Annotated in this window: 25 protein-coding genes; 11 read left to right on the top strand and 14 right to left on the bottom strand. The window is 74.6% G+C overall.

The features are described 5' to 3' along the window. The first annotated feature begins 44 nt into the window (after positions 1–44). From AMYTH_RS0106425 to AMYTH_RS0106415, 3 genes are read left to right on the top strand one after another with little or no spacing between them, the layout of a single operon-like run. Positions 45–488 (top strand): DUF7144 family membrane protein, encoded by a 444-nt coding sequence (locus tag AMYTH_RS0106425; RefSeq protein WP_027929597.1) that lies wholly within the window; start codon positions 45–47, stop codon positions 486–488. Beyond that, a complete protein-coding gene (locus AMYTH_RS0106420; protein ID WP_027929596.1) occupies positions 485–1,324 on the top strand; it encodes a YhjD/YihY/BrkB family envelope integrity protein in 840 nt (279 codons plus the stop codon). Before AMYTH_RS0106425 ends, AMYTH_RS0106420 begins: the two co-directional genes overlap by 4 nt. Beyond that, positions 1,308–1,574 carry a LapA family protein gene (locus AMYTH_RS0106415; protein WP_027929595.1) on the top strand — a complete coding sequence of 89 codons (267 nt, stop codon included), beginning with the start codon at positions 1,308–1,310 and terminating at the stop codon, positions 1,572–1,574. Before AMYTH_RS0106420 ends, AMYTH_RS0106415 begins: the two co-directional genes overlap by 17 nt. Here AMYTH_RS0106415 and AMYTH_RS0106410 read toward each other — a convergent pair. From AMYTH_RS0106410 to AMYTH_RS0106400, 3 genes are read right to left on the bottom strand one after another with little or no spacing between them, the layout of a single operon-like run. Continuing rightward, entirely contained in the window at positions 1,549–3,363 is a 1,815-nt protein-coding gene (locus AMYTH_RS0106410) for a glycoside hydrolase family 15 protein (RefSeq protein WP_027929594.1), read from the bottom strand. The two genes, AMYTH_RS0106415 and AMYTH_RS0106410, sit on opposite strands and share 26 nt — an antisense overlap. Beyond that, positions 3,323–3,895 (bottom strand): potassium channel family protein, encoded by a 573-nt coding sequence (locus AMYTH_RS44175; RefSeq protein ID WP_228684606.1) that lies wholly within the window; start codon positions 3,893–3,895, stop codon positions 3,323–3,325. The genes AMYTH_RS0106410 and AMYTH_RS44175 overlap by 41 nt, the downstream gene beginning before the upstream one ends. Positions 3,896–3,939: 44 nt before the next feature. Next, entirely contained in the window at positions 3,940–4,350 is a 411-nt protein-coding gene (locus AMYTH_RS0106400) for an SHOCT domain-containing protein (protein ID WP_017982193.1), read from the bottom strand. Between the two features lie 250 nt (positions 4,351–4,600). On the opposite strand from AMYTH_RS0106400, the gene AMYTH_RS0106390 reads away from it, so the two are divergent. Then, positions 4,601–5,212 carry an HdeD family acid-resistance protein gene (locus AMYTH_RS0106390; RefSeq protein WP_027929593.1) on the top strand — a complete coding sequence of 204 codons (612 nt, stop codon included), beginning with the start codon at positions 4,601–4,603 and terminating at the stop codon, positions 5,210–5,212. Here AMYTH_RS0106390 and AMYTH_RS0106385 read toward each other — a convergent pair. Next, positions 5,198–7,801 carry a LuxR C-terminal-related transcriptional regulator gene (locus AMYTH_RS0106385; protein ID WP_228684604.1) on the bottom strand — a complete coding sequence of 868 codons (2,604 nt, stop codon included), beginning with the start codon at positions 7,799–7,801 and terminating at the stop codon, positions 5,198–5,200. The genes AMYTH_RS0106390 and AMYTH_RS0106385 overlap by 15 nt on opposite strands. Before the next feature lie 50 nt (positions 7,802–7,851). Next, positions 7,852–10,482 (bottom strand): LuxR C-terminal-related transcriptional regulator, encoded by a 2,631-nt coding sequence (locus tag AMYTH_RS0106380; RefSeq protein ID WP_228684602.1) that lies wholly within the window; start codon positions 10,480–10,482, stop codon positions 7,852–7,854. A 215-nt stretch (positions 10,483–10,697) separates the two neighbouring features. Here AMYTH_RS0106380 and AMYTH_RS0106375 point away from each other — a divergent pair, with 215 nt between their 5' ends. Together AMYTH_RS0106375 and AMYTH_RS0106370 are read left to right on the top strand one after the other, a co-directional pair. Further along, positions 10,698–10,931, top strand: coding sequence for a hypothetical protein (locus tag AMYTH_RS0106375; protein ID WP_037323454.1), 234 nt, complete (start codon positions 10,698–10,700; stop codon positions 10,929–10,931). Beyond that, complete coding sequence (locus AMYTH_RS0106370; protein WP_027929590.1) at positions 10,924–12,270, top strand: hypothetical protein; 1,347 nt, start codon at positions 10,924–10,926, stop codon at positions 12,268–12,270. The genes AMYTH_RS0106375 and AMYTH_RS0106370 overlap by 8 nt, the downstream gene beginning before the upstream one ends. On the opposite strand, the gene AMYTH_RS0106365 is transcribed toward AMYTH_RS0106370, so the two are convergent. The 4 genes from AMYTH_RS0106365 to AMYTH_RS0106350 are packed head-to-tail and all read right to left on the bottom strand — an operon-like array spanning position 12,271 to position 15,264. Next, a complete protein-coding gene (locus AMYTH_RS0106365; protein ID WP_228684600.1) occupies positions 12,271–12,741 on the bottom strand; it encodes a hypothetical protein in 471 nt (156 codons plus the stop codon). Between the two features lie 40 nt (positions 12,742–12,781). Beyond that, a complete protein-coding gene (locus AMYTH_RS0106360) occupies positions 12,782–13,327 on the bottom strand; it encodes an RDD family protein (protein ID WP_084022531.1) in 546 nt (181 codons plus the stop codon). After that, a complete protein-coding gene (locus tag AMYTH_RS0106355) occupies positions 13,311–13,796 on the bottom strand; it encodes a hypothetical protein (protein WP_027929587.1) in 486 nt (161 codons plus the stop codon). Before AMYTH_RS0106355 ends, AMYTH_RS0106360 begins: the two co-directional genes overlap by 17 nt. 34 nt (positions 13,797–13,830) lie before the next feature. Further along, the gene (locus tag AMYTH_RS0106350; RefSeq protein WP_027929586.1) at positions 13,831–15,264 is read right to left on the bottom strand and encodes a DUF2252 domain-containing protein; all 1,434 of its coding nucleotides are present in this window, start codon (positions 15,262–15,264) and stop codon (positions 13,831–13,833) included. 111 nt (positions 15,265–15,375) lie between these two features. Between AMYTH_RS0106350 and AMYTH_RS0106345 the strand changes: the two genes are divergently transcribed. After that, on the top strand, positions 15,376–16,710 hold the full coding sequence (locus AMYTH_RS0106345; RefSeq protein WP_037323452.1) for a diacylglycerol/lipid kinase family protein: 1,335 nt from the start codon (positions 15,376–15,378) through the stop codon (positions 16,708–16,710). A gap of 3 nt (positions 16,711–16,713) precedes the next feature. On the opposite strand, the gene AMYTH_RS0106340 is transcribed toward AMYTH_RS0106345, so the two are convergent. After that, a complete protein-coding gene (locus AMYTH_RS0106340) occupies positions 16,714–17,220 on the bottom strand; it encodes a DUF1269 domain-containing protein (protein WP_027929584.1) in 507 nt (168 codons plus the stop codon). 150 nt (positions 17,221–17,370) lie between these two features. On the opposite strand from AMYTH_RS0106340, the gene AMYTH_RS0106335 reads away from it, so the two are divergent. The 3 genes from AMYTH_RS0106335 to AMYTH_RS0106325 all read left to right on the top strand — a co-directional run bounded on the left by AMYTH_RS0106335 (position 17,371) and on the right by AMYTH_RS0106325 (position 19,155). Further along, positions 17,371–17,796 carry a DUF7144 family membrane protein gene (locus AMYTH_RS0106335; RefSeq protein WP_027929583.1) on the top strand — a complete coding sequence of 142 codons (426 nt, stop codon included), beginning with the start codon at positions 17,371–17,373 and terminating at the stop codon, positions 17,794–17,796. A gap of 22 nt (positions 17,797–17,818) precedes the next feature. Beyond that, the gene (locus tag AMYTH_RS0106330) at positions 17,819–18,289 is read left to right on the top strand and encodes a DUF7144 family membrane protein (protein ID WP_027929582.1); all 471 of its coding nucleotides are present in this window, start codon (positions 17,819–17,821) and stop codon (positions 18,287–18,289) included. A gap of 164 nt (positions 18,290–18,453) precedes the next feature. After that, complete coding sequence (locus AMYTH_RS0106325; RefSeq protein WP_027929581.1) at positions 18,454–19,155, top strand: lysophospholipid acyltransferase family protein; 702 nt, start codon at positions 18,454–18,456, stop codon at positions 19,153–19,155. Position 19,156: 1 nt separating this feature from the next. On the opposite strand, the gene AMYTH_RS0106320 is transcribed toward AMYTH_RS0106325, so the two are convergent. Genes AMYTH_RS0106320 through AMYTH_RS0106310 form a run of 3 tightly spaced genes read right to left on the bottom strand, consistent with a single transcriptional unit; the run spans position 19,157 to position 20,663 of the window. After that, positions 19,157–19,588, bottom strand: coding sequence for an archease (locus AMYTH_RS0106320; RefSeq protein ID WP_228684598.1), 432 nt, complete (start codon positions 19,586–19,588; stop codon positions 19,157–19,159). Between the two features lie 59 nt (positions 19,589–19,647). Beyond that, positions 19,648–20,121: a YceI family protein gene (locus AMYTH_RS0106315; RefSeq protein WP_027929579.1), complete on the bottom strand. Its 474-nt coding sequence runs from the start codon at positions 20,119–20,121 to the stop codon at positions 19,648–19,650. Continuing rightward, entirely contained in the window at positions 20,118–20,663 is a 546-nt protein-coding gene (locus tag AMYTH_RS0106310; RefSeq protein WP_027929578.1) for a hypothetical protein, read from the bottom strand. The genes AMYTH_RS0106315 and AMYTH_RS0106310 overlap by 4 nt, the downstream gene beginning before the upstream one ends. A 131-nt stretch (positions 20,664–20,794) precedes the next feature. Between AMYTH_RS0106310 and AMYTH_RS0106305 the strand changes: the two genes are divergently transcribed. Beyond that, the gene (locus AMYTH_RS0106305) at positions 20,795–23,461 is read left to right on the top strand and encodes a LuxR family transcriptional regulator (protein WP_027929577.1); all 2,667 of its coding nucleotides are present in this window, start codon (positions 20,795–20,797) and stop codon (positions 23,459–23,461) included. A gap of 42 nt (positions 23,462–23,503) precedes the next feature. Here AMYTH_RS0106305 and AMYTH_RS0106300 read toward each other — a convergent pair whose 3' ends face one another. After that, positions 23,504–24,235 carry an LPXTG cell wall anchor domain-containing protein gene (locus AMYTH_RS0106300; protein WP_027929576.1) on the bottom strand — a complete coding sequence of 244 codons (732 nt, stop codon included), beginning with the start codon at positions 24,233–24,235 and terminating at the stop codon, positions 23,504–23,506. Positions 24,236–24,296: the final 61 nt, after the last annotated feature.

The following is a 24,296-nucleotide window of genomic DNA, read 5'->3' as shown; positions in this document are numbered from 1 at the left end:
GAGGGCGCACTGTGGCCGGAGGTTCCCGCGGATCGGAGGCGGCCATGGCGGATCAGGCGTACCTGCGCGACCAGGCATACATGAGTTCCCAGCGGGCCACCGGGCTCGGCCGGGTGACGGAGGAACGCGGCAGCGGGTGGCTGCTGTTCGGCGCCGTGATGGTGGTCCTGGCCGGGCTGTTCACCACGGTGATGGGCATCGTCGCGCTCGCCGCGGACGACCACTACGTCGTCGGCCCCGAGGGCACCCTGGTCGTCGACCTCACCGGCTGGGGCTGGATCCACCTCGTGGTCGGCGTGCTCGCGGTCGCCACCGGGGTCGCCCTCGGGTTCGGGGCGATGTGGGCCCGCGTGGTCGCGGTGCTGCTGGCCGGGTTCAACGCCCTGTCGCACCTGGCGTTCCTCAACGTCGCACCGGTGCAGTCCACCATCGTCATCGCCATCGACGTGCTCGTGATCTGGGCGGTCGTCGCGCACGGCCGGGAGTGAGGACCACCGCCGCGCGTGAGGGGTTCGCCTCGGCGGCGGGCCGGTTCCCCGCGGTGCGGCTCACCGGCCGTCTGCTCCGGCGGGACCTGGAGATCGCCGGCCCGCTGCTGGCGGCCGCGCTGGCCTTCCGGCTCTTCGTGTGGCTGCTGCCGTGCGTCCTGATCCTCGTCGCGCTCCTCGGGTTCTGGTGGTCCGGGACGGCCCTGGGCGAGTTCGTGCGGACCACCGGGCTCAGCCCGCTCACCGCGAGCCTGCTGGAGAACGTGGGGCGGCAGGCGGAACAGAGCAGGCTGATCGCACTCGGGGTGGGCATCGGCTCGCTCGCGATCGCGTCGTTCACGCTCGGGCGGGCGCTGGACGGCGTCGCGAACCGTGTCCGCCCCGGCAGCTGCCCGCGCGACTTCACCGCACTGCCCCGGGCGGGCCGCTACACGGCCGTCCTGCTCGGGATCCTGGTGGCGTGCCTGGGCGGGCCACTGCTGGAAGCCGTCCTGCACATCCCCACGGCGGTGATGTCGGTCGTGATGATCGGCGTGTTCGTCCTGCTGGGGCTGCCGCTGCTGCGCGCGGGACAGCCCGGGCCCTACCGCGCGTACCTGCCCGGGGCCGTCCTGTTCGGGCTCGGGCTGGAAGGCCTGCGTGCCGTCGCCGTCCACTTCCTGCCGGGCAAGCTGTCCCGGGCCTCCGAACTGTACGGAACGCTCGGCGTGGCGGCGGCCGCGCTCGTCTGGCTCATGCTGATAGCACGGTTCGTCGTGCTGGCCCACCTGCTCAACCTCCTGCTGTCGGAGCAGGAGGACCGACTGCCGAGGAGTTCCGATGACAGCACGTCCTGACGGCGCCCCCAAGGCGGCGCCGGCCAAGCGGAAGGTCCCGGTCAAGCTGATCGCCGCGGCGGTGCTGGTGGCGCTCGGCGTGACGTTCGTCCTGCAGAACCGCCAGACCGTGGACATCCGCGTGTTCACCACGACCATCACCGGCCCGCTGTGGGCGGCGCTGGCGGGTGTCCTCGTGCTCGGCCTGCTCGCCGGGCTGCTGCTGGGCCGCGGCGCCCGCCGCGCTAAGCGAGCGCCCGGTCCAAGGTGAGGGCCGCGTCGATCAGCGCGAGGTGCGTGAAGGCCTGCGGGAAGTTGCCGATCTGCTCGCCGGTGAGCGCGATCTCCTCGGAGAACAGGCCGAGGTGGTTGGCGTAGGTGAGCATCTTCTCGAACGCGCCGCGGGCCTCCCGCACGCGCCCGGCCCGCGCCAGCGCGTCGGCCCACGTGAAGGTGCACAGCGAGAAGGTGCCCTCCGACCCCCGCAGCCCGTCGGGTGAGGCGGCCGGATCGTAGCGGTAGACCAGGCTGTCGGTGACCAGCTCGTCCGCCATGGCGTCCAGTGTGGACAGCCACTGTGGATCGCGCCCGGCGACGAACCCCAGCCGCGGCATGCGCAGCAGCGAGGAGTCGAGCACGTCGGTGTCGTAGTGCTGGACGAACGCGCGCCGCCCCGGGTGCCACCCGCGGTCGTGCACCTGCTCGTAGATGCGGTCCCGTTCCGCCGCCCACCGCCGCCAGTCGGCCGGCCTGCCGTGCTCGGCGGCCAGCCGGATGCCCCGGTCCAGCGCCACCCAGCACATCAGCCTGCCGTACGTGAACGGACGCCGCCCACCGCGCGTCTCCCAGATGCCCTCCTCGGGCTGGTCCCAGTTGGCGCACACCCAGTCGAGCACGTCGCGCACGGCCCGCCAGCCCTGGTGCGGGATCGGCAGCCCGGCCCGGTCGCCCGCGAACAGGCTGTCCATCGCCTCGCCGTAGATGTCGAGCTGCAGCTGTTCGGCGGCGCCGTTGCCGACCCGGACCGGACGCGAACCCCGGTAGCCCGACCAGTGGTCCAGCACGTCCTCCTTGAGATCGCTGGAACCGTCGACCCGGTACATGATGTTCAGCGGCCCGGACGACCCGCCCGCCCGCTCGCGCACGCGGTCGCCGAGCCAGCGGCCGAACCGCTCCGCCTCGCCGTCGAACCCCAGCCCCAGCAGCGCGGACACCGAGAACGACGCGTCGCGCACCCAGGTGTAGCGGTAGTCCCAGTTGCGCTCGCCACCCACCTGCTCGGGCAGCCCCGCGGTGGGCGCGGCGACGATCCCGCCGGTCGGCGCGTAGGTGAGCAGCTTCAGCGTGATCGCCGACCGCTCCACCGCCTCGCGCCACCGGCCGCGGTAGGACGAGCCGGCGAGCCAGTTCTGCCAGAACGCGGTCGTCTCCTCGAACAGCCGCCGGACCTCGGCCACCCGGATCTCCCGCGGCGGCCCGTCGGCGCCCGATTCGAGCACGACCCCGCGGACCTGCCCGGCGGACAGGTCGAGCGACATCTCCAGATCGGAACCCGCTGCCCGCACCTCGGCCAGCCGCTCGTCACCGGGTTCGCGCACCGGGTGGACGGTGAGCACCACCGGACCCCCGTCGAGGACGGCGCCCCCGCCGGCCAGTTCCGTCCGATGTGGACGACGGCCGTAGTCGAACCGGGGCGCCAGCTCGACCTCGAACCGCATCCGGCCGCGCACGCACCGGATCAGCCGCACGATCCGGTGGTTGCCGGTCGCGTGCTCCCCCGCGGGCGGCATGAAGTCGCCGACCTCGCCGACCCCCTCCGCGGTGAAGAACCGCGTGATCAGCACCGCGCTGTCCGGGTAGTACATCTGGCGGCTGGTGAAATCGCCCGCCGGGCGCACCCGGAACCGGCCGCCGCGCTCGTCGTCGAGCAGCGCGCCGAACACGCTCGGCGAGTCGAACCGCGGACAGCAGAACCAGTCGATCGACCCGTCCGTCGTCACCAGTGCGACCGTGTGCAGGTCACCGATCATCCCGTGCTCGGAGATCGCGGTCTCGGTCATCGTCTCCTCCGGTTTTCTCCGCCCGGTCGCGGCCGTGCCGCACGGCGGTGAGGATCACCCGCAGGCCGAGGCCCAGCAGGAGCAGATCACCGAGCATCTGCACGGTGACCAGGATCCGCGCCGGCTCCGCGACCGGGGTGATGTCGCCGAAGCCCACCGTGGCGAACACCGTCACCACGAAGTACAGGGCGTCGGTCTTGCTGAGCGCGCCGGTGAAACTGCCCGGCCGCACCAGCTCGATGCTGTGGTAGGCCCCGGCGAACAGGAGCAGGAACAACGGGACCACCAGGGCCAGTGCCTGCACACCCTGCAGGAGCGGGTACGGCGACCGCAGGATCGCGCGGACCTCCCACACGACCACCGCCGTCACCACCGCCAGCCCGGCGGCCAGGAACACCGCGCCGCCGCCGCGCACCCGGTCCCCCAGCGGGAGCACGTAGTACGCGGTGACCAGCAGCGCGACGGTCAGCGAGGGGCGGAGCACACCGAGGACGAGGAACCGTCCCCGGTGCGCCCGTACCCGCTCCCCCACACCGGGCGCCATCCCGGACCGCCCCGGTCATCCGGGCGCCGGTCTCACCGGGCCAGTGCCTTCGCCTTGAGGTCCTGGTACTCCTTGTCGTCGATGGCCCCGCTGTCCAGCAGCTTCTTGGCCTCGGCGATCTGGCTCGCCGCGCCGTTCCCGCCGCCGTTGTGGGCGACGTTGCGGACGTAGTCGTCGAACTGGTTCTGCGCGGCGACCGCTTCGGCCCGCCTGCGCTCGCCCATGTGCTTGCCCTGCGCGACGAGGTAGATCAGCACCCCGAGGAAGGGCAGCACCAGCACGAGCACGGTCCAGCCCGCCTTGCCCCACCCGGAGACGTCCGAGCGCCGGAAGAGATCGCCGAAGATGACGACGAGGAGCCAGAACCAGATCACCCAGCCGAAGAACACCAGCATGGTCCAGACCAGGTCCAGGAACGGGTACTCCGATTGTGCCAGTGTCATGACGCCTCCGTTGCTCGACACCCGCTGGGGATCACGCGCCGCGGACGGCGCATCCCGTGGGGCCGGCGTCCCGTCGGCTTCCCCGGGCGCGCCGCCCGCACGTGGTGCCCGCGCCTCGATGCGCACGTCCCGCGCGTGGTCACCCCGGCAGCGTCACTCCGGGTGACCGGTGCGGCATCACCCGGCCGGGGTGAGTTCCCCGCTCCCGCGCGGGAGGACGCTGCCGCCAGGACACGACCGAGGAGGCGCGATGACCGCGAACACCAGCCCGCGACGCGGGACCGTCCACTCACTCGCCAGTGCGGCAGGCTCGTCCGGGGCCGTCATGGCGATCGGCGTCGGGACCATCGCCGCCGGCGCGGTGGTCCTCGCCTGGCCGGAAGCCACGCTGAAGGTCATCGCCGTGGTCTTCGGGATCTCCGCGATCGTCGACGGCGTCGTCCGGCTCGTCTCGGCGGTGTCCGCCGGGGACCGGTCCGCGGCGCAGCGCACGCTGCCCGTGCTGGCCGGCGTGCTGTCGATCCTGGTGGGCATCGTCTTCGTGCGGTACCCGTTCCCGACGCTGGCGGCGCTGACGCTGCTGCTCGGGATGTTCTGGGTGGTCGCGGGCCTGGTCCAGATCGTGCACGGGCTGGCGGAACGGGAGACCGGCAGCGCCTGGCGGGTCGCCAGCGGAGCGCTCGCGCTGGTCACCGGCATCCTCGTGCTCGCCTACACCTCGGCGAGCCTGGTCGTGCTGGTCTGGATCCTCGGGCTGCAACTGGTGCTGGGCGGCGCGCTGCTCTTCGGCTGGGGCTTGGAGGTGCGCCGCGAGGAGCACGGCACGGTCCCGCGCCACGGTCACCGCTCAGCCGAGGCCTAGCTCCCGCGCCGCGACCACGGCCGCCCGCCGGTTGTTCACGCCCAGCTTGGCGTAGATGGCCCGCACGTGGGTCTTCACCGTGTTCACCGACACCCGCAGTTCCGAGGCCACCTCGTCCAGGGGCTGCGGTGAGGTCAGGCGCGTCAGCACGACCAGTTCCCGGTTCGTCAGCACCGCCGCGGTCGCCGCGCCGTCCTCGGTCAGGACCCGCCGGAGCCGCGCGGCGAAGGTCTCGGCCGCGCCGAACCCGCCCATCTGGTCCAGCAGCAGCACTTTCACGTCCGGGTCGGCGTAGGCGAACGGGCGGACGATCCCGGCCGGCACGGCCGAGACGAGCGCCTCCTCGAGAGCTCCCCTGGCCTTGGTGCGGCAGCCGAGCCGCAGCGCCGTCGCGGCGTCGAGCAGCGCCAGTTCGATGTCCGTGCCGGCGGCCAGCCTGGGCACGCCCGGCTCCCGCGAAGCCCGCAGGGCGCGAACGGATCCGTCCACGTCGCCGCGCGCGAACCGGGCTCGCGCCACGGTGAGGTGCACCTCGGCCACGGGACCGAGCCGCCGCGCGCCCCACTCGGCGGCGTCGCGGGCGTGCGGGGCCTGCGCCAGGACGAGCGCGCACTGGTGCTCCAGGGCCATCGCCATCGCGGCCAGCGGTCGCGGCACCGGCGCGTCGGCGAGGGCGCTCCGGCTGTCCTGCAGCAGTTTCAGCCCGGCCGTGCGGTCGCCGCCGTCGAACCGGGCGGCGCCTTCGATGACCCCGCCCGCGAAGCGCAGCGCGCTCGGCTCGGCACCGTCCAGGCCGGCCGCGAGATCCAGGGCGCCACGCAGATCGGTCCGCAGCAACCGGGCGAAGCCGAGGATCGCGCGGCACACCGCCAGCCACGGAGAGCGTCTCCAGGTGCCCTGCCCGGCGAGGGTGAGGGCGAGCTCGCTCGCCTCCGCGGCCGCGACGTCGTCGCCCGCGGCCACCGCCAGCATGGCGTGCGCCGCCTTCGTGTGCACTTCCAGGTAGTGCAGGTCCTGCTCGTCGCTGAGCCGGTCCGCGGCCGCGAGCTCGCCGGCCGCGCCGCCGTGGTCGCCCACCGCGAGCAGCGCGACACCGTGGTCCAGCCGGGCCCACGCCTCCACCGCGGCCGACCGGCACACCCCGGCGCCGCCGGGCGCCGGGGCCCGGCCGCAGGCCAGCCCGTGCGCGGACACCACGAGCCGCCGGAGCTCGGCGAGCCAGTCGTCCGGCCGCTCGGGCCACCCCCGGGAGCTGCGCGCGATGTCCGACTCGGCCGCGGACAGCTCGCCGAGCTCGAGGTGGGCCAGCGCGGCGAAGAGCAGGAGCCGGGGATCCCGCGCGACGATGCTCCCCGCGGCGTCCAGCGCGCGCAGCACGAGCCCGGGCCCGCCGTCGAGCAGCACGTCCATCCCCTTCGCGTGCAACAGTTCGGCGGCAGCGCCCTCGTCGCCGGTCTGCTCGGCGTGCAACAGCGCCTCCCGGGGCCGGTCCTGGCCGGCGAACCACCGCGCGGCCCGCTGGTGCAGCATCGTGACCAGGTCCGGCTGGTGCCGCGCGAGCTCGGTCCGCAGATAGGCGCGCAGCAGGGGGTGCAGCTGGTACCACGGCGGCTCGCCCTCGATCGCGGTGACCAGCACGCCCTCCCGTTCGAGCCCCGCCAGCAGACCGCCGACGTCGTCGCGCCCGGTCAGCGCCGCGGCCAGTCGCGGCGTCACCCGGTCGCTCACGCTCAGCATGGCCAGGATCTCGCGCGCGTCGCCGGGCAGGTGCGCGAGCACCTCGCCGGTGAGGAAGTCGGCCATGGCGTGGTCGTGGCCGGCGAAGTACGGCACGAACCGGTCCGGGTCCTGGGTGGTGCGCAGCGAACGCGCGGCCAGCCGCAGCCCGGCGGCCCAGCCGTCGGTCTGGCTCACCAGGCGCAGCAACTGGTCTTCGGGGAGCCGGACACCGCAACCGTCGAGCAGCTCACGCGCCTCGGCGGGCCCGAACCGCAACGCGTCCGCGCGGAACTCCGTCAGACGGCCCTGCACGCGCAGCTTCGCCAGCGGCAGCAGCGGATCCGACCGCGCGGCCAGCACCAGGCGGAGGTTGCGGGGCTGGTGCCGGATCACCGCGGCGAGCACCCGCAGGACGTCGCGGCCGGGGATCTCCTGGACGTTGTCGAGCACCACGACGAGCCTGCCGGGCAGCGCCTCGATCGCCTGGAGCAGTTCGGCGACCGTCACCGCGGCGTCGCCGGGCGGCGCGGACCGGTGGCGCAGCGCGGGTTCCGCCGTCGCGGGCGCGTGCTCGGCGATGGCGAACCGCAGCGACGTCAGGAAGTGCTGCGCGGTGTCGTCGTCGTGGTCGAGCGAAACCCACACCGCGTCCCGTGCCAGTGTGGACATCCATTCGGCCAGCAGCAACGTCTTCCCGCACCCCGCGGGCGCGCAGACGAGCGTGACCGGGCTGGTGGCCACCGCGTGGGCGAGTTTTTCGCACAACCCCGGGCGATGCACGAAATTTCCCGGCAGCCGTGGTGGCACGACCTTCGTGTGCGGGACACCCCACCGCCGCCCGCCGGCGGGATTCGCCGCCTTCTCCTCCATGACTAAGGAAACTATGGGCGGACCGCGAGGCCGGGTAGGGCCAAGGGTCCTCACAGGACGGGTCCTCGTTCCCCCGGTTCCGCGCCGTGCACGTCGAGCAGCCCGCGCGCGATCGCCACCGCGACGGCGTCCCGCCGCCGGTGCACGCCCAGTTTCGCGTAGATCCCGCGCACGTGCGTCTTCACCGTGTTGGGCGACACGGTCAGGTCCTGGGCGATCTCCTCGACGGACCGCAACGTGGGCAGCAGCCGCAGCACGCTGCGCTCCCGTTCGGTGAGCGGCTCGGGCATCGCGCTGCCGCCCAGGCTCCGCCTGCGTTCCAGGAGTTTCGCGGCGAAGGCCTCCCGCCCGCCGAGCCTGCCGAGCAGTCCGATCAGCACGGAGATCACCTCCTCCGGCGCGAACACGAAGGGCCGCCAGACGTCGAGGCGTTCCGCATCGGCCAGCGCCTCGGCCACCAGCCGCCGTGCGGCGTCGAGGTCGCCGTGGTGCAGCACGATCCGGGTGCGCAGCAGGCGCGCCTCGATGCCCGACCACGGCAGCACGGCCGTGACGCTGCCGTCGACGACGGGTTGCAGGGCCTTGGCCGCGGGCCCGTGCCTGCCCAGCGCGATCTGCGCGCGCGCCCGCATCAGCAGGAGCTCGGCGGTCCGCCCGATCTCGTTCAGGCACCAGCCCACCACTTCCCTGGCGTGGTCGGCCGCGCCGGCCAGCAGGGCCGCCCGGTGCTCGAGCACAGCCGAGACCGCGGCGTACTCCGGCTGCAGCGTGCGGCCGCCGAGCCCGAGCCGCACCCGGCGCATTCGCCGCAGGCCGCCCTGCCAGTCGCCGGTGTCGAACTGCGCGGCGCCGCCGAGCATCTCCGCGGCCACCAGCAGGTTCCCCCCGATCCGCGCGGCCACGCCGTCGACCGCGCGGGTGGTCTGCATGACGAGCCGCACGCACTCCTCGGGTTCCGCCCGCAGCAGGGCGCGGTAAGCGCGGACCACACCGGTGGTCGCGCTTTCGATCGTGCCCCGGGCGCTCGCCCCCACGGAGTCGAGACGTTCGCCGATCCGGTCCACGGCCGGGAAATCCCCGTCGAGGACGGCGAGTTCGCCGAGCATCGTCAGCGCGCGGACCTCGACGTGGCGCTGGCCGGTAGCCCCGGCCCGGCTCGCGACCGCGCCGACGTGGTCCCGCGCGCCGCGGCGCTCGCCGGTCAGCAGCACCTCCGTTTCGCGCTGCAGCCCGGCCAGGGTCTCCAGATCCGTGCCGCGGGCGAGTTCCGGGTCCACCTCGCGCGCGGCGCTCGCCATTTCGGCCAGGTCGCCGTCCAGCTGGGCCCGGCGGGACCGGGCGAGCTGCCGGAGCACCACGAGTTCCGGCTGCGGCTCCGCCGGCCACGCGTCCTCGGCGTGGCGCAGGTGCAGCTCCGCCGTGCCGGTCTCGCCGGCCTCGAGGCTGAGCGCCGCCGCGAGCAGCGCCAGCCTCGGCTCCCGCGCCACCGGCGTTTCGCCGAGGACCCCGAGCGCCTCCCGCAGCACGGTGTGCTCACCGGCGAGGAACAGCGGCACCGCGTCGGTCCGCAGCAGGGCGGCCGTGCGGGCGGGGTCGGGGGCGCGGGCGGAGTGCAGCAGCGCCTGCGCGGCGTCGCCCCGGCCCTCGAACCACGCCGCGGCGAGCCGGTGCTGGCCCGCCAGCCGGTCCGGGTCGCGCCGCGCGAGATCGGCGAGCAGGTAGGTGCGCAGCAGCGGCAGGATCCGGTAACCGTCCTCCGCGCCCGTTTCCCGCACGACGACACCGGCCCCGGCGAGGTCGTGCAGCACGGCCGCGGCGTCGGACCGGCCGGCCAGCGCGGCGGCCAGCGCGGGTGAGGTGTCCGCGCACACGCTGATCAGCCGCAGGAACTCCCGCACGCCCTCGTCGAACCCGGCCAGCACCTCCTGGTCCAGGTACTCCTCCAGCGCCCGGTCGTGCCCGGCGAAGAACTCGTCGAGCCCGCCCTCGCGCACGGCCGCGGCGGCGGCCAGCCGCAGCGCGACCGCCCAGCCCTCGGCCTCCTCGTCCAGCCTGCCGAGAACCGCCGCCGGCACGTCACCGCCGCTGACGGCGAACAACGCTCGCATCTCGGCCGACGTGAACCGCAGGTCGTCGGGGCCGATCTCGAAGAGCTGGTCCGACAGCCGCAGGCGGGCCAGCGGCAGCGGGGGTTCGCGACGCCCGGACAGCACCAGCCGCAGGCCGGCCGGCTGGTGCCGCACCAGTGCGTCCAGCGCGGTCCGCTGCCCCGCGCCGACGAGCGCCTCCACGTCGTCCAGGATCAGCAGCGCCTGCCGGGGCAGGTCGTCCAGCGCGTCGAGGACCTCGGCGAGGAAACCCGGGTCGGCGCCGGGGTCCCGGGGCACGCTCAACGTGCGCAACGGGCTGCCGGGCGGGACTCCCGGTCCGGCGGCGAAGGCGTCGAGGACCGCCGACCAGAACCGGTGGTCGTCGCGGTCGTCCGGATCCAGCGACACCATCGCCGCCGGGCCGGACCCGTGGCCGCGCGCCCATTCGGCGAGCAGCAGGGTCTTGCCCGCGCCCGCGGGCGCGCGGACGACGGTGACCGGAGCGGTGGCGCGGTCGAGCAGGGCCAGCAACCGGGGACGGGAGACGAAGTGCGCGGGAAGATCGGGCGCGGTGATCTTGCTCCTCGGCACGCGCCCGCGTTCTTCCCCGCTCCCCGGGTCCTGCATCACACTCCCTCTCGCCGGTTCCCAGTGTGGACATCCGGCGGGGCCCTTTCCAGCGGCCACCCGCATCTCACCCAGGGCAGGCGAGGAAAGCGGCCCGCCCGGCACGGAGTGTGGCGCTGCCGGGCCGCGGCCGGATGCCGTCGCCCCCACCTGCTCGAGGAGGCGGAGTCGTGCCGGAGATGAACTACGAGTTCCGTGTCCACGGGCGGTGCTCACCGCAGCTGCGGCAGGCGGTGGGCGAGTTCAGCGAGGTGCGCGTCGTCCCCGCTCCGCCGGAGACCATCATCTACGGCGCGGTCTCCGACCAGGCGCACCTGCACGGGTTGCTGTTGCTGCTGGAGGACTTCGGCCTGCAGATCGTGTCGGTGCACCGGATCCCCGAGCTGCCCAGAACGGAGGCCGGTGATGACTGACACCTCGAGCCGCGCCACGCCGCTGACCGACGGCGAGCGCGCGGAACTGGACCGGTTGCGGGCGGAAGTCGCCGCGCTGCGGGAGCGCCCACCGCGACGGCGGATCCGCTGGCGTTCGCTGGCCGCGGGCGTGATCCTGACGCTGGGGTGCCTGCTGATGCCGGTCGCCCTGCTGACCGTCTGGGTGCACAACCAGGTGGCCAACACCGACCGCTTCGTCGAAACGACCAGCCCCATCATCCGGGAACCGTCGGTGCAGACCGCGATCACCGACCGGGTCACCGCGACCGTGTTCGAGTACGTCAACGTGCCCGAGCTGACCTCCGACGCGCTGGGTGTGCTCAGCGCACAGGGCGTCCCGCCCGCGGTCACCGACCGGTTGCAGGGGCTCGCCGGGCCGCTGGAGTCGAGCCTGCGCGGGTTCGTGCACGACCGGGTCGCGGGCATCGTGTCCGGGCCACGGGTCGCCGAACTGTGGGACCGCTCGCTGCGCACGGCCAGCGAGCAGATGAACGCGGTGCTGTCCGGCCAGAGCGAGGCGGTGGTGGTGTCCGACGGCGAGGTGCGGCTGGACCTCGCGCCGTTCATCACCGAGGCCAAGAACCAGCTGGTGCAGTCCGGGTTCGGCGTGGCGAGCCGGATTCCCGACGTCCACCCGACGATCGCGATCACCGACGCCACCACCCTGGAACGGGCGAAGAACGGCTACTCGCTGCTGGACAAGGCGGCCACCTGGCTGCCGTGGGTCGCGCTCGCGCTGATCGCCCTGGGCGTCTACGTCGCCCGGCACCACCGGCGCGCCCTGATCGGCGCGGGCCTGGGCGTGTCGCTGGGGATGCTGGTGATCGCCGCGGCGCTGCTGATCACCCGGGGTGTGCTGGTCGGCGCCGTGCCGCCGCGCGCGACCGTGGCCGCCGGGGTCTCCTACGACCTGATCGTCCGGTTCCTGCGCGACGGCCTGCGGCTGGTGTTCGCCATCGGCCTGGTGGTCGCGCTGGGCGCGTTCCTGGCCGGACCGTCGGCCACGGCCGTGGGCGTCCGCCGGGGCGCGGTGAAGGCGATCGGCTGGCTGCGCCGCGGCGGGGCCAAGGCCGGGTTGCGCACCGGCCCGGTCGGCCCGTGGGTGCACGCGCACCTCACCGCGCTCCGGTTCGGCCTGCTCGGCGTCGCCGTGCTGGTCTTCGTGTCGCTGAGCAGCCCCAGCGGGCTCACCGTGCTGGTGATCGCGCTGGTGCTGGTGTTCGCCCTCGGCGTGCTGCAGTTCCTGGACCAGCCCCGGCCCGCCGACGACGGGCCACCGTCGGCAGACGGCGGGCAGCGGCCCGCCGCGACGGTGTGATCAGCGGCTCGGCGTGCTCGCCTGGCACAGGGTGACGGCCTCGCGCAGGGCCGCGAGCGCGTCGTTCGCCGCGGCCCGCACCTGCGGCAGGTCCGGCGGCTGCGCCGTCAGCGCGGACTGCAGGCGCCCCAGCGCGGCCTTCGCCTCGTCCAGGCGGGCGGCGGTGTCCGCCCCGACCACCGTGCGCACGACCTCGACCGAGGCCACCAGCTCCTGGGCAGCCACGCGCACCTGTTCGCCGGTCGCCTGTCCATTGGCGAACTGCGTGACCGTGTCGACGAGCGCCTGCCCGGTGGACACGAGAGCGGCGCATTCGGGACGGCTCGTGGGGGTCGCCGAGGCGGTCGTGCCGGCAGCGGTGGTCGTGGCCGGTTGCGAGCCGGACGAGCCGCTGTCCCCACCGCAGGCCGAGGCGAACAGGAGGGCCGCGGCGCCCAGTGCCAGCCCCGCGGACCGCACGCGAGCATCCACCGCGATCGCCTCCCCTCGTCCGGAAACCCCGCCACGATGACTACGCCGGGCTGTCCCCGGCGTCACTCGTTCCGGGTGAGACCGGCCGGAGCCGCGGGTTCCAGTCGTAGACGACCGACGTGCCCAGCAGAAGGTCCTGCAGCGACCGGCGGCGGCCGCCTGCCACCACCCACAGCAGGCCGACCGGGACGAACACGCACGCGACCGCCCGCGCCAGCGCCCGCACGGGGCGGGGCGGGTGGCCGCGGCGGTCCACCACGCGCAGCGCGAGCAGCTGGTCGCCGAAGCTGCGGCCGGTCGCGCTCCAGCACACGGCGAGGTAGAGCACCGCGGCCCCGGTGGCCACGGCGACCGTCACGAGCCGGGTCGGCGCGGGGAAGGTGAACCGCACCGGGTCGAGCGAGTAATCGAGCGCCGCCCACCCGAGGTAGAGGCCGGCGAGCACCAGTGCCAGCACCACGCAGTCCAGGACCGCGGCGAGGGTGCGGCTGACCAGTCCGGCCGGCCTGCCCTGGTGGGCACGCGCGGGTGCGGGCAGCGCGGCGAACCAGGCCGCGCCGGGCCCGCCGTCAGGTGGCGGCGTCATGCCCGGCCGGCAGTGGCCGCCGCCGTGTGGCGAAGATCCGCCCCGCCCATCGGGCCACCGCGTCGTCCGCGGCCATCGCCTGGATCCGCGCGTCGCGCACCGACTCGTTCGCGACCGACCCGGTCGAGGTGCGGATGATCTCCGGCAGGTCGATCTCCTCGATCACGCCGCGCACGATCCCCGCCAGATCCAGTTCGTCGAGCACGGTCACCACCACGGCGGGTGCGACCCGGCGGAACAGGCGCACGCCGTGGGCGACGGCCTCCTCCCGCCGCCGCTGCCCGTCCTCGGCCAGCTCGCGCAGCGGGGGCGGCCAGTTCTCCGTCCGCACGACCGGCGCGAGCACGGGCCGCACGGGCGCGAGGGCCGTGCGCGCCAGCCGCCGCAGCGCGGTGACGGCCAGTGCGCCGCCGCCGAGCACCAGATCCGCGGCGGCCGGACCAGGCCGTGGGCCCTCCGCTGCCACCATGCGGGGATCATGTCGCGGCCCGCGCGCGCCGACCTCACCCGTCCCGGGTGGTGATGCGCCCCTCGTCGATCGCCGCGCGCAGCGCGCCGTGGTCCCGCTCGTTCTGGTCGGCGGCCGCGACGGCGAAGTCGCGCACCGCGTGGTCGAAGACGGGCGAGGACCCCAGGTAGGCGGCGATCGCCACGCAGTCGCCGGACCGCGCGTGCGCCCTGGCCAGCGTCCAGCCGCACAACCGCGCGTAGGCGGCGAGCCCCTCCGGCCGCATGACCGACACGTCCGCCGAGCCCTTCCAGTCCCGCAGCTGGCGCAGGTAGAAGTCCCGGGTCCGGTCGTCGAACCCGCGCACCCGCACCCAGCCGAGGAAGATGTCGCTCACGGTCTGCATCAGGCGCTGGCCGACGACGACGCGCTGCCCGGCGTTGACGAACCGGCTCGGCCCGGCGAACCGTTCCAGCACCGATTCGCCCGCCTCCTTCGCCTGCAGGAACAGCGGGTCGTGTTCGTCGTTGCCGAGCAGCAGGATCATCCAGCAGCGGGTGCCGACGCTGCCGACGCCCACGACCTTGAGCGCCATGTCCGCGACCGCGTACCGGTCCAGCAGCGCGCGCCGTTCCGGCTCCAGCGAGCGCCGGTACGCCTGCACGATCTCGTCCAGCCGTTCCGCCGTCTCGGCCGGATCCACCCCGCCGCCCGTGACGCGGTCCAGCGGGATGATCCGCGGCTCGTCCGGGACGATCCGCATCCGCCCGCCGTCAGCCGCGGCGAAGCGCCGCAACGAGCCGGTGTGGTCGGCGCTGCGGGCCTTGGCGACGGTCCGGTCCAGGCGGCGCCGCCGCCCGGCCGTCAGTTCGCCGGCGTACACCTCGCGCACGGTCTCGACGTCGGCGTGGGCGTACCAGACCTCCAGCGCGGTGCTCGCGGCGAACTCGCGCAGCGCGCGCCGGTACTCACCGACCGCCGCGAGCACGGCGGTCGTCCGCTGCCTGCCGGTGTGGCCGTTGTCCCGCCCGGCGACCTCGACGCTCGCCGCCAGCCGCTTGACGTCCCACTCCCACGGCCCGGGCAGCGTTTCGTCGAAGTCGTTGATGTCGAAGACCAGGCGCCGTTCCGGCGAGGCGTAGAGACCGAAGTTCATCAGGTGGGCGTCGCCGCAGGCCTGCACGGTGAACCCGGTGACCGGGGTGCCTGCCAGGTCGGCGGCCATCGGCAGCGCGGCGCCGCGGAAGTAGGTGAACGGCGTGACCGCCATCCGCCCGTAGCGGATGGGCACCAGCTCGGGCACGCGGGAGGCGTCCTGGCCGGCGAGCAGTTCCAGCGGCCCGGGCCCGTCGCGGGTCCAGGCGGCGTGACCGGACCGCGGAACCCGGGTCCGCGCGGCCTTTCCCCGTTCGGCCCGCTCGGCGCGGGTCAGGCCGGCGCCGTCCACGGCGGCCAGTGGCGTCGTCGTGCGTGTCGTCGTGCGTGTCATCCGGGCACGGTCCGCGCCGCCGCCGCCGGACGCCTCCTCCGGGCCGGGTGAGGCCGGTCCCCGGCCCCGCGGGGACAGTGGTGGCCCAGCTACGGGAGGCGGTGTGTGGCGATGACCGGGCGTGCGGTTCGCTCCCCCGCGGCGCGGCGCTGGTTCGCGCTCGCCGCTCTGCTCGCGGGCGCCGCGGCGCTCGCCGTCACGGTCCTGGTGCTGCTGCGGGACCCGCTCGAACTCGTGCTCGCGGCGGTGCTCGTGGGGATCGCCGTGGCGGCCGCCTGGGCGGCGCTGGTGCGGCGGGGACCGCGGCGTGTCCTGGCCGCCGCGGTCGCGCTGCTCGCGCTGGCCGCGACGGTGGCGCTTCCGGACCTGCGCGCCTACCTGTGGTTCCTGGTGGTGGTCGTGCTGGTCGCACTGTCCGGGGCCGCGACACGGGCCGCACTCGGGCACCCCCCGTCCACCGACGGCACGCCCGTCGGCCCCGCCCGGCACGGGGTGCTGATCCTGAACCCCCGGTCGGGCGGCGGGAAGGCGGCCCGGTTCGGGCTGGCGGAGCGGGCCCGCGCGCTCGGCGTGGAGCCGATCGAGCTGCGCCCCGGCGACGACCTGCGGTCACTGGCCGAACAGGCGGCCGCCGGCGGCGCGGACGTGCTCGGCATGGCTGGCGGCGACGGGTCGCAGGCGCTGGTCGCCGACGTGGCCCGGCGGCACGGCCTGGCGTTCGTCTGCGTCCCGGCGGGCACCCGCAACCACCTCGCGCTCGACCTGGGGCTGGACCGGGAGGACGTGCCCGCGGCGCTGGCCGCGTTCGGCGACGCGCTGGAACGCCGCATCGACCTCGCCGAGCTCAACGGACGGGTGTTCGTCAACAACGTCTCGCTCGGCGTCTACGCCTCGGTCGTCCAGTCGCCCGACTACCGCGACGCGAAGGCGGCGACGGTCGCCCGGCAGCTGCCCGGCCTGCTCGGCCCGGACGCGCCGCGGCCCGACCTCAGGTTCGGCCTGCCGGACGGGACCCGCAGCGAGTCGGCCGACGTCGTGCTGGTGTCCAACGGCCCCTACCGGCTGGAGCACCTGAGCGGGTTCGGCACGCGGGAACGCCTGGACCGCGGATCGCTCGGCGTCGTCACCGTGACGGTCGACCGCGCGGCCGAGGTCCCGCGGCTGGTCTCGGCCGAGATGGCGGGCCGGATCTCCCGGTTCCCCGGGTACCGGTCGTGGTCGGCGCCGGAGTTCGTGGTCGAGTCGGGGCTGCCCGCGGTCGAGGCGGGCGTCGACGGTGAGGCGGTGCGGCTGGCGCCGCCGCTGCGGTTCCGGATCCTGCCGGGCGCGCTCCGGGTGCGGGTGCCGCGCGACGCGCCCGGAGCGTCCCCGGCGGCGATGCTGCCACCGGGGACGCGGGCCGTGGTCGTGGCCCTGGTCCGGGTGCTGGCCGGCCGGACCACCTGACGGTCACACCCGCTGCGTCTCCTCCGACTCGGCGAAGGCCTCACGCAGCCGGGTCTCCTGCTCGGCGGAGAGGTTGGTGGTGATCAGGGTCGCGCCGGTCTCCTTGAACGGCTCGAGCACCCGGTCGGCCACCACCTCGCTGGTGACGACGAACAGCGCCGACGTCCCCGGCGTCACCTGGCGCTGCACCTCGCGGATGAAGTCCTCGTCGATGCCGCCGTGCCGCATCGACCCGGCCAGCGCGCCCATCGCGGCGCCCACCGCCATGCCCAGCAACGGGATGAAGAAGATCAGCCCGAACAGGAAGCCCCAGAAACTGCCGCCGAGCGCGCCCGCACCGGTCAGCTTGCCCAGTTCCTTGGTCTTCGGCCTCTTCCGCCCCTCGGGCCAGCTGACGTACGCCGCGTCCTGGATCCTGATCAGCTGTTCCTTCTGCAGCCTGGTCAGCAGGCCGAGTGCGTTCTCGGCCCCCTGCGGCGACTCGAACTTCCACACGCTCAACGTGCCCATTCCGTCCTCCTGTTCACCCGGTTCGGGTTTCGACGCCGGGGACTGTGCGCGGCGCGCGGCCCGGTGCCATCACCCGCGGGGAATGAGGCGTCCGCGCGGGCGGCGGTGCACCGTGGAACGTTCCGGACCCCGGCTTCCGCGGGAGGCGACATGACCGACAGCTACACCTCATCCACCCCACCCCGGACGGCGACCGGCTGGACCGGATGGGTCTCCTTCGGCGGGATCATGCTGGTCCTGCTCGGCCTGTTCCACGCGGTGGAGGGCCTGGTCGCCGTCTTCGACGAGGACTACTTCGCGGTGCCCTCGTCGGGCCTCGTCGTCGAGGTCTCCTACGACGTGTGGGGCTGGGTGCACTTCGGGTTCGGGGTCACCGCCGTCGTCATCGGCTGTGGCGTCCTCGCCGGCAACCGGGTCGCCCAGTACCTCGGCGCGATACTGGCCGGCGCGAGCGCGATCATCCACCTCGCCTTCGTGCCCGCGTACCCGGTGTGGTCGCTCATCGTCATCACGCTCGACGTCTTCGTGATCTACGCGCTCGTCGCGCATGGGCGGGAGATGCGGCTCACCGACTGATCCGCTCAAGCAGGAGGAACAAATGACTCAGCAGCATGCGCAGCCCCACGTCGAGCCCCTGGGCGGCACCCGTCCCCCGGAGCAGGCGCCGGCGCCGTACGAGTCACGCTCGGCCTGGCTGGGCTGGGTGTGGTTCGGCGGCGCGATGATGGTGCTGCTCGGGATCTTCAACGTCATCGAGGGACTGGTCGCGCTGTTCAACGACGAGTACTACCTTGTCGGGGCCGCGGGCACGCTGGTGTTCGACCTGACCGGCTGGGGCTGGGTACACCTGATCATCGGGGTGCTCGCCGTCGCCGCGGGCATCGGGCTGTTCACCGGCGCCGCGTGGGCCCGCGTCACGGCGGTCGTGCTGGCCACGGTGAACGCGGTCGCCCAGCTGACGTTCCTGTCGGCCTACCCGGTATGGGCCACGCTCGTGATCGCGCTCGACGTGGTGGTCATCTGGGCGGTGGTCGTCCACGGCGGCGAGGCGCGACGGTCCCAGCGGTGACGTCCGCGGCCAGTGCGGTGGCGGGGATCCGCGCCCGCCGCCGTGCGGCTGCCTGCCCGGCGACAGTTCTGATCACGACGACCAGAAGTGCGGTCCGGAGAACCGGACGAACGTCACATCCGCACCCTACGCGAAGGTAACCTACGCTCCCGTAACCTGACGGGATGGCAGAGCTCGTGTACCCGCCCGTCGTCCTGTTCGCCAAGACCATGTTCCGGGTCCTCGACCTGAAGCTGCGGGTCGAGGGCAGCGAGCACGTGCCCGCGCGCGGCGGCGCGGTCATCGCCTGCAACCACGTCTCCTACCTGGACTTCGTCTTCTGCGGGCTGGGCGCGCAGCCGGCGAAGCGGCTGGTGCGGTTCATGGCCAAGAAGGAGGTCTTCGACCACCGGATCTCCGGCCCGCTGATGCGCGGGATGGGCCACATCCCAGTCGACCGCAAGGCCGGCCGCGGCGCCTACGACGAGGCGGTCGCCCGGCTGCGCGCAGGCGAGGTCGTCGGCGTCTTCCCGGAGGCCACGATCAGCCCGTCGTTCACCGTCGAGGAGGTCAAGTCGGGCGCGGCGCGGATGGCGGCGCAGGCCGGGGTCCCGCTGATCCCGATGGCGGTGTGGGGCTCGCAGCGCCTGTGGACCAAGGGCAGGCCGCGGAACCTGACGCAGCGGCACGTGCCCGTCTCGATCCTCCTGGGCGAGCCGCTGCGCCCCGGCCCGGACGAGGACGCCGACGCGGTCACCCGCGAGCTGCGCGGGCGGATGAGCCTGCTGCTCGACAAGGCGCAGGCGGAGTACCCGGACAAGCCCGCGGGCCCCGGGGACCTGTGGTGGCTGCCCGCCCACCTCGGCGGCACCGCGCCCGCGCCCTGAGTCAGACGTCGATCAGCGCGGTGGCCAGCCACCGGCCGTCACTGGCCGGCTCGCAGCGCAGCCCCGTCGCGGAGACGCGTTTGGGGAGCGCGCCGCGCGGCAGGACCGCGCCCGCGTCGACCGTCGCGCACTCCACCGACAGCCCGGTGGCCGTGGGGACGACCGTGACGGACACCGGGATGCGGTTCAGCACGCGAATGCAGTCGATCGCCCTGGTGAGCAGGGCGCGGAGCAGGTCGGTGTCGCTGCCGCCGGACACGCTGAACCGCACGTCGGAGGACGGCCGCGGCACCCGGCCCAGGAAGCTGCGGACCATCGCCTCCACGGCCTCGGCCAGGCAGGCCTCGCGGCAGGCGGCCCACGCCCGGATCCGCAGATCCGCGGCGTGGACCGGACGGCGGCCGTCCCGGTCGGCCAGTGCCCGCGAGCCCACCCGGTCCACGGTGCACCCGCCCCCGGGCCGGCGCACCACCCGCCGGGGATGAACCGTGGTCAACCGGGCACGAGACGGACGTCCACGGTGATCTCGATGTGACGGCCGATCACGAACCGCGGGACGCGCATCCGCAGCGGGGCCCGGTCGAGGACGCCGGTCGCGATCAGGTGCGGAGCCTCCGGGCGGTCGTCCGGGGCGGGGTGGACTGCCAGCGTGACCGGGCAGGTGGTGCCCCGGAGCTCCAGCGCGCCGTCGACGCGCCCGGCGTCGGCGGCGGTGCCGCGGAACCGCAGCACCGGCCGGGCCGCGCTGTCGAGCAGGCCCGGTTTGCGCAGGTCGGCGTCCCGTTTCGGGTGGCCGGTGTCCAGGCCCGCGAGGTCGAGCTCGGCCCGCACGTCCGTGCCCTGCACCGAGCCGCCCCGCACCGGGATGGTGCCGGTGACCCGCTTGAACCCGAGGTCCCGGACGGTGAACCGCGCTGTGGTGTCCGCGGCGACGACGGTCCAGTTCCCGCTGCGCACGGCGGTCATCGGGGATCACCCACCGGCGTGGGCAGGTTCGCCTGGAGCACACGGTGCACGTCGACGCGGTCCGGGCCGGGGAGCAGGGCCTCGTCCTCCCCCGGCAACAGCTCGGTCGTCATCACGGCTCGCTGCACCGCCTCGATCGTCTCGACGCTGTCCGCGAAGCCCAGCACCAGGCACGCGTTGTCCTCCCCCACCAGCGCGTAGCAGTTGCCAGCCCCGCGCAGCTCGCGGACGGCGGGCCAGATCCGGTCGCGCCCCGCGCGCGCCCCGGCGTCGGCGACCTCCTGCCTGCGCGGCCCGGCGAACCAGGTCGCCTGCGCGAACCGCGGCTCTCCCGGCGCGGCGCCGGTGAACGCGACCTGGTAGACGGCCGAACCGCCGCAGGCCGCGGCGCTGTCGCGGTCCGGCCAGAAAGTGATCTCGGCGCCGGCCGCGCCTGCGATCTCGGCGAGCACGCACCCGCCGAGGGAGCCGGGCCGGGACGTGCCCCAGTCCTCGCCTCGGTCGCGGAACGAGCGCCGGAACTGGTGAACGGTGGCGTACATCGGGTTCTCCTTCCCCGTTGTGGTGACCGCACGACTGTCCGCCCGCCGGCGGGGCCGCCACATCAGTGCCGGCACGGATGCGCGGCACTGAATCCCGTCACGGAGACGGCCGCGCGGGCGATACTCCTGGCGTGGGCACCGAGCCGTTCGTGGGGCGCGCCGCAGCGCGGGGCGAGGTCGCACGCCTGCTCGGCGACGCCGCCGCGGGCGCCGGCGGCCTGCTGCTCGTCGCGGGCCCGGCCGGGATCGGCAAGACCCGGCTCTGCGAGGAAGCCACCGCGGGCGGCCCGGCGCCGGTGCGGTGGGGCAGGTGCGTCGACGATCCGGGTGCGCCGCCGCTGTGGCCGTGGCGCCGCGTCCTGGCGGGACTGGACGTGCCGGAACCGGACCACGCGGGCGACCTCGCCGCCGCACGGTTCCGCTTCGCCGCGGCCGCCACCGACGCGCTGGTGGCCGCCGCCGAGCCGGACGGCCTGGTGCTCGTCCTGGAAGACCTGCACTGGGCGGACGAAACGTCGCTGCGGCTGCTGCGTCACCTGGCCGGCGAGCTGCACCGGTCCCGGCTCGCCGTCCTCGCGACCTACCGGGACACCGAGCCGGGGCGTCTCGACGCGGCGCTGCCGGATCTCCTCTCCCGTCCGGGAGCGCACGGCGTCACCCTGCCGCCGCTGTCCGAAGCGGAGGTGCGGGAGTTCCTGGCGCACCACGGTTCCGGCCTCGACGCCCGGCACGCGTTACGGCGCTCCGGCGGCAACCCGCTGTACCTGCGGGCGATCGCACGGTCCGGCGACGGCGTGCCGCTCGGGCACCTGGTGCGCACGACAGTCGCGGCGCTGCCGGCGCAGGCGCGGGAACTGCTGGAGATCGCCGCCGTGCTCGGCGAGGAGGTCGACAGCGCCGTCCTCGCCGAAGTGTCCGGAGTGGACGACGTGGCTCGCGCGCTCGATCCCGCGGTGCGGGCCGCGGTGCTGGTGCCGGTCGGCCCCGGGCTGCGCCGTTTCGCGCACGCCGTCGTGCGGGACGCGATCTACGCCGGCCTCGAACCCAGCGTCCGCGAGTCCCTGCACGGCCGCGCCGCGCGGGCACTGGAAGACCGGGCGCGGCGGGATCCGGCGCTGGCCGGGGTGGTCACCGGGCACTGGCTGCGGTCCGCCGCCGACGCATCCGCCCTGTCGCGCGCGGCGGACTGGGCCCGGCGAGCGGCCGCGGAGGCGACGCGGTCGCTCGCCTTCGCCGAAGCGGCCCGGTTCCTGGGATTCGCGCACGACGCGCTGCGCCGGGCGGGCGAGGTGACCCGCCTGCCCGGGCTGCTGATCGAGCTCGCCACCGCCGAGTACCGCGCGGGCCGCTTCCGGCAGGCCTACGAGCACGCCAGGGAGGCCGCGCGGGGCCGCCCCGACCTCGCGGCCGCGGCGGCACTGGTGGTGCGGGACATCGCCGCCCCGGATCTGGTGCCCGGCCTCGCCGAGCTGGCCACGGCCGCGCTCGGGGTGGTGCACGAACCCGCGCTGCGATCCCGGCTGCTGGCGCAGTCCGCGTCACTGGCGGCCGAGGCCGGGAGCACCGCGGAGGCCACCCGGCTCGCCGCCGACGCGCTCGCGCTCGCCGAGTCCAGTGGTGACCCGGAAGCGCTCGTGGACGCGGTGCGGGCGCGGTTCAAGGTGTGGCCGATCGAGCTGCCGCTGCCGGAACGGCTCCGGCTCGCCACACTGGCGATCGACCTCGCCGCCCGCACCGGCCAGCCGCTACTGGCGTTGTGGGGGCACAAGTGGCGGCTGGACGCGGCCTTCGAAGTCGGCACGATGACCGCCGTCGACGTCGAACTGGCCGCGATCTCCGAGCTGGCGCGCGCCACCCGGCTCCCCCTGGTGCGCTGGCACGAGCTGCGGCTGCGCGCGTCGGTGCTGGCCTACCGCGGATCGTTCGCGGAGGCGCGGCAGCTGGACGAGCTGGCCACCGAAGTCGCCACCGCCGACCTCGCCGAGGACGGGACCACGGCCGGGCTGTCGTTCGCGTTCCGCCAGCAGCTGGCCATCGTCACCGGCGACCCGGGTGAGGTCCCCGACGCCGCCGACGCGGTGCTGGCCCAGACCCCGGCACTCGCGATCGCCGTGGTCTCGGGCCCGGTCGTCGCGCTCGCACGCGGGCAGCGGGCGGAAGCGGCCGCCCGGTACGAGTCGGTACGGCCGAAAGTGGACACCGCGTTCCTCGCCCAGAACCCCGCGACCGCGTTCCAGCTGCTGTTGCTCGCGGACGAGTTCGGCGACCGCGAGATCGCCGCGCTGGTGGCCGATCACCTCGCCACACTGCCGCCGATGGTCTCCGGCGGCGCCGGGGTGTTCTGCTCGGACACGTTCGTGGCGTGGCGGGCGCGTGCCGCGGCGCTGCTGGGGCGGGACGACGACGCGCGGCGCTGGTTCGCCGAGGCCATCACGATCGACACCCGCACCGGCGCGCGCCCGTACGTCGTGCTGAACCGGCTCGCGCTGGCCGGGCTGACCGGCGACGAACCGCTCGCGCGGGACGCGCTGGCGGAAGCACGGCGCTTGCGGATGCCCGGCGCCGTCCGGCGCGCGTCGGAGCTGCTGGACCGGCTGCGGGCGGCTGATCCGCTGACCGCGCGAGAACGGGAGATCGCCGGCCTGCTGGCCGCGGCGCTGTCCAACCGGGCCATCGCCGAGCGGCTGGTGCTCTCGGAGCGGACCGTGGAGAGCCACGTGCGCAGCATCCTGAACAAGCTGGACCTGGCCAACCGCACGCAGATCGCGGAGTGGGCGCGGACGGCGGGCGTCGGCTGACTGCCCGGCGGACCGGTCACGTCCGGTCCGCCGGGCGGGTGGTCAGGCCTTCCGGCGGGCGCGGACCACGAACACCAGCGCCGCGCCGCCCAGGACCAGCGCCGCGCCGAGGGCGATCAGCCAGCCGCCGTCGAAACCGGTGTAGGCCAGTTCCTCGGCGTTCTGCGTGGTGGCCTTCGGGCCGCCGCTGATGGTCGCGACGGCGCCGCCGGCCGGGGAGCTGCTGCTGGTGCCCACGCTGGACTGCGACGTCGTGCTCACCACGGTCGAGGAGGTGGCCGAGGACGCGGTCGTGGTGGTGGTCTCCGTCCCCGTCGTGCTGGTCGCGGTCGTCGTGGTGGTGGTGGTCTTCTCGGTGCCGCAGACGAACCAGTGGCTCAGCTGCGGGATGTTGTCGTTCTGACCGGTCACCGGGGCGCGCAGGTCCGTCCACGGCGGACTGTCCGGCAGGCCGAGCTTGCCGGGCTCGTAGACGTTGTAGGCGTTGCCGCCCTTGACGACGATGCCGGTCACCGTGATGTCCGGGGAGACGGTGAGGATGTCGAGGTACTGGTCGTCCTCGAGCTTGCCGCGCGTGTAGGTGTAGTCGTCCGGCGAGGTGAGGATCGAGCCGGCGAGCTTGGCATCGGCGCAGGTGCTGGCATTGCCCTCGTGGCGCGTGGCGCGGGGGTCTTCGGCGGCCGCGTGGGCCGTCGCGGTGCCGAGAACGAAACCGGTGGCCAGCAGGGCCCCGGCGACGGCCGCACGCAGCGACCGGCGTCCGATGAACGTCATCGTGGGAACTCCAGGGAGGTCGGGGATTCCGCGCGCCGGTGCCCGGCGCGACGAGCAGGCG

Source organism: Amycolatopsis thermoflava N1165 (genome assembly GCF_000473265.1).
Classification (GTDB): domain Bacteria; phylum Actinomycetota; class Actinomycetes; order Mycobacteriales; family Pseudonocardiaceae; genus Amycolatopsis_E; species Amycolatopsis_E thermoflava.
The sequence above is the reverse complement of the archived record's forward strand: the minus strand, read 5'-3'. Positions and strand labels throughout refer to the sequence as shown.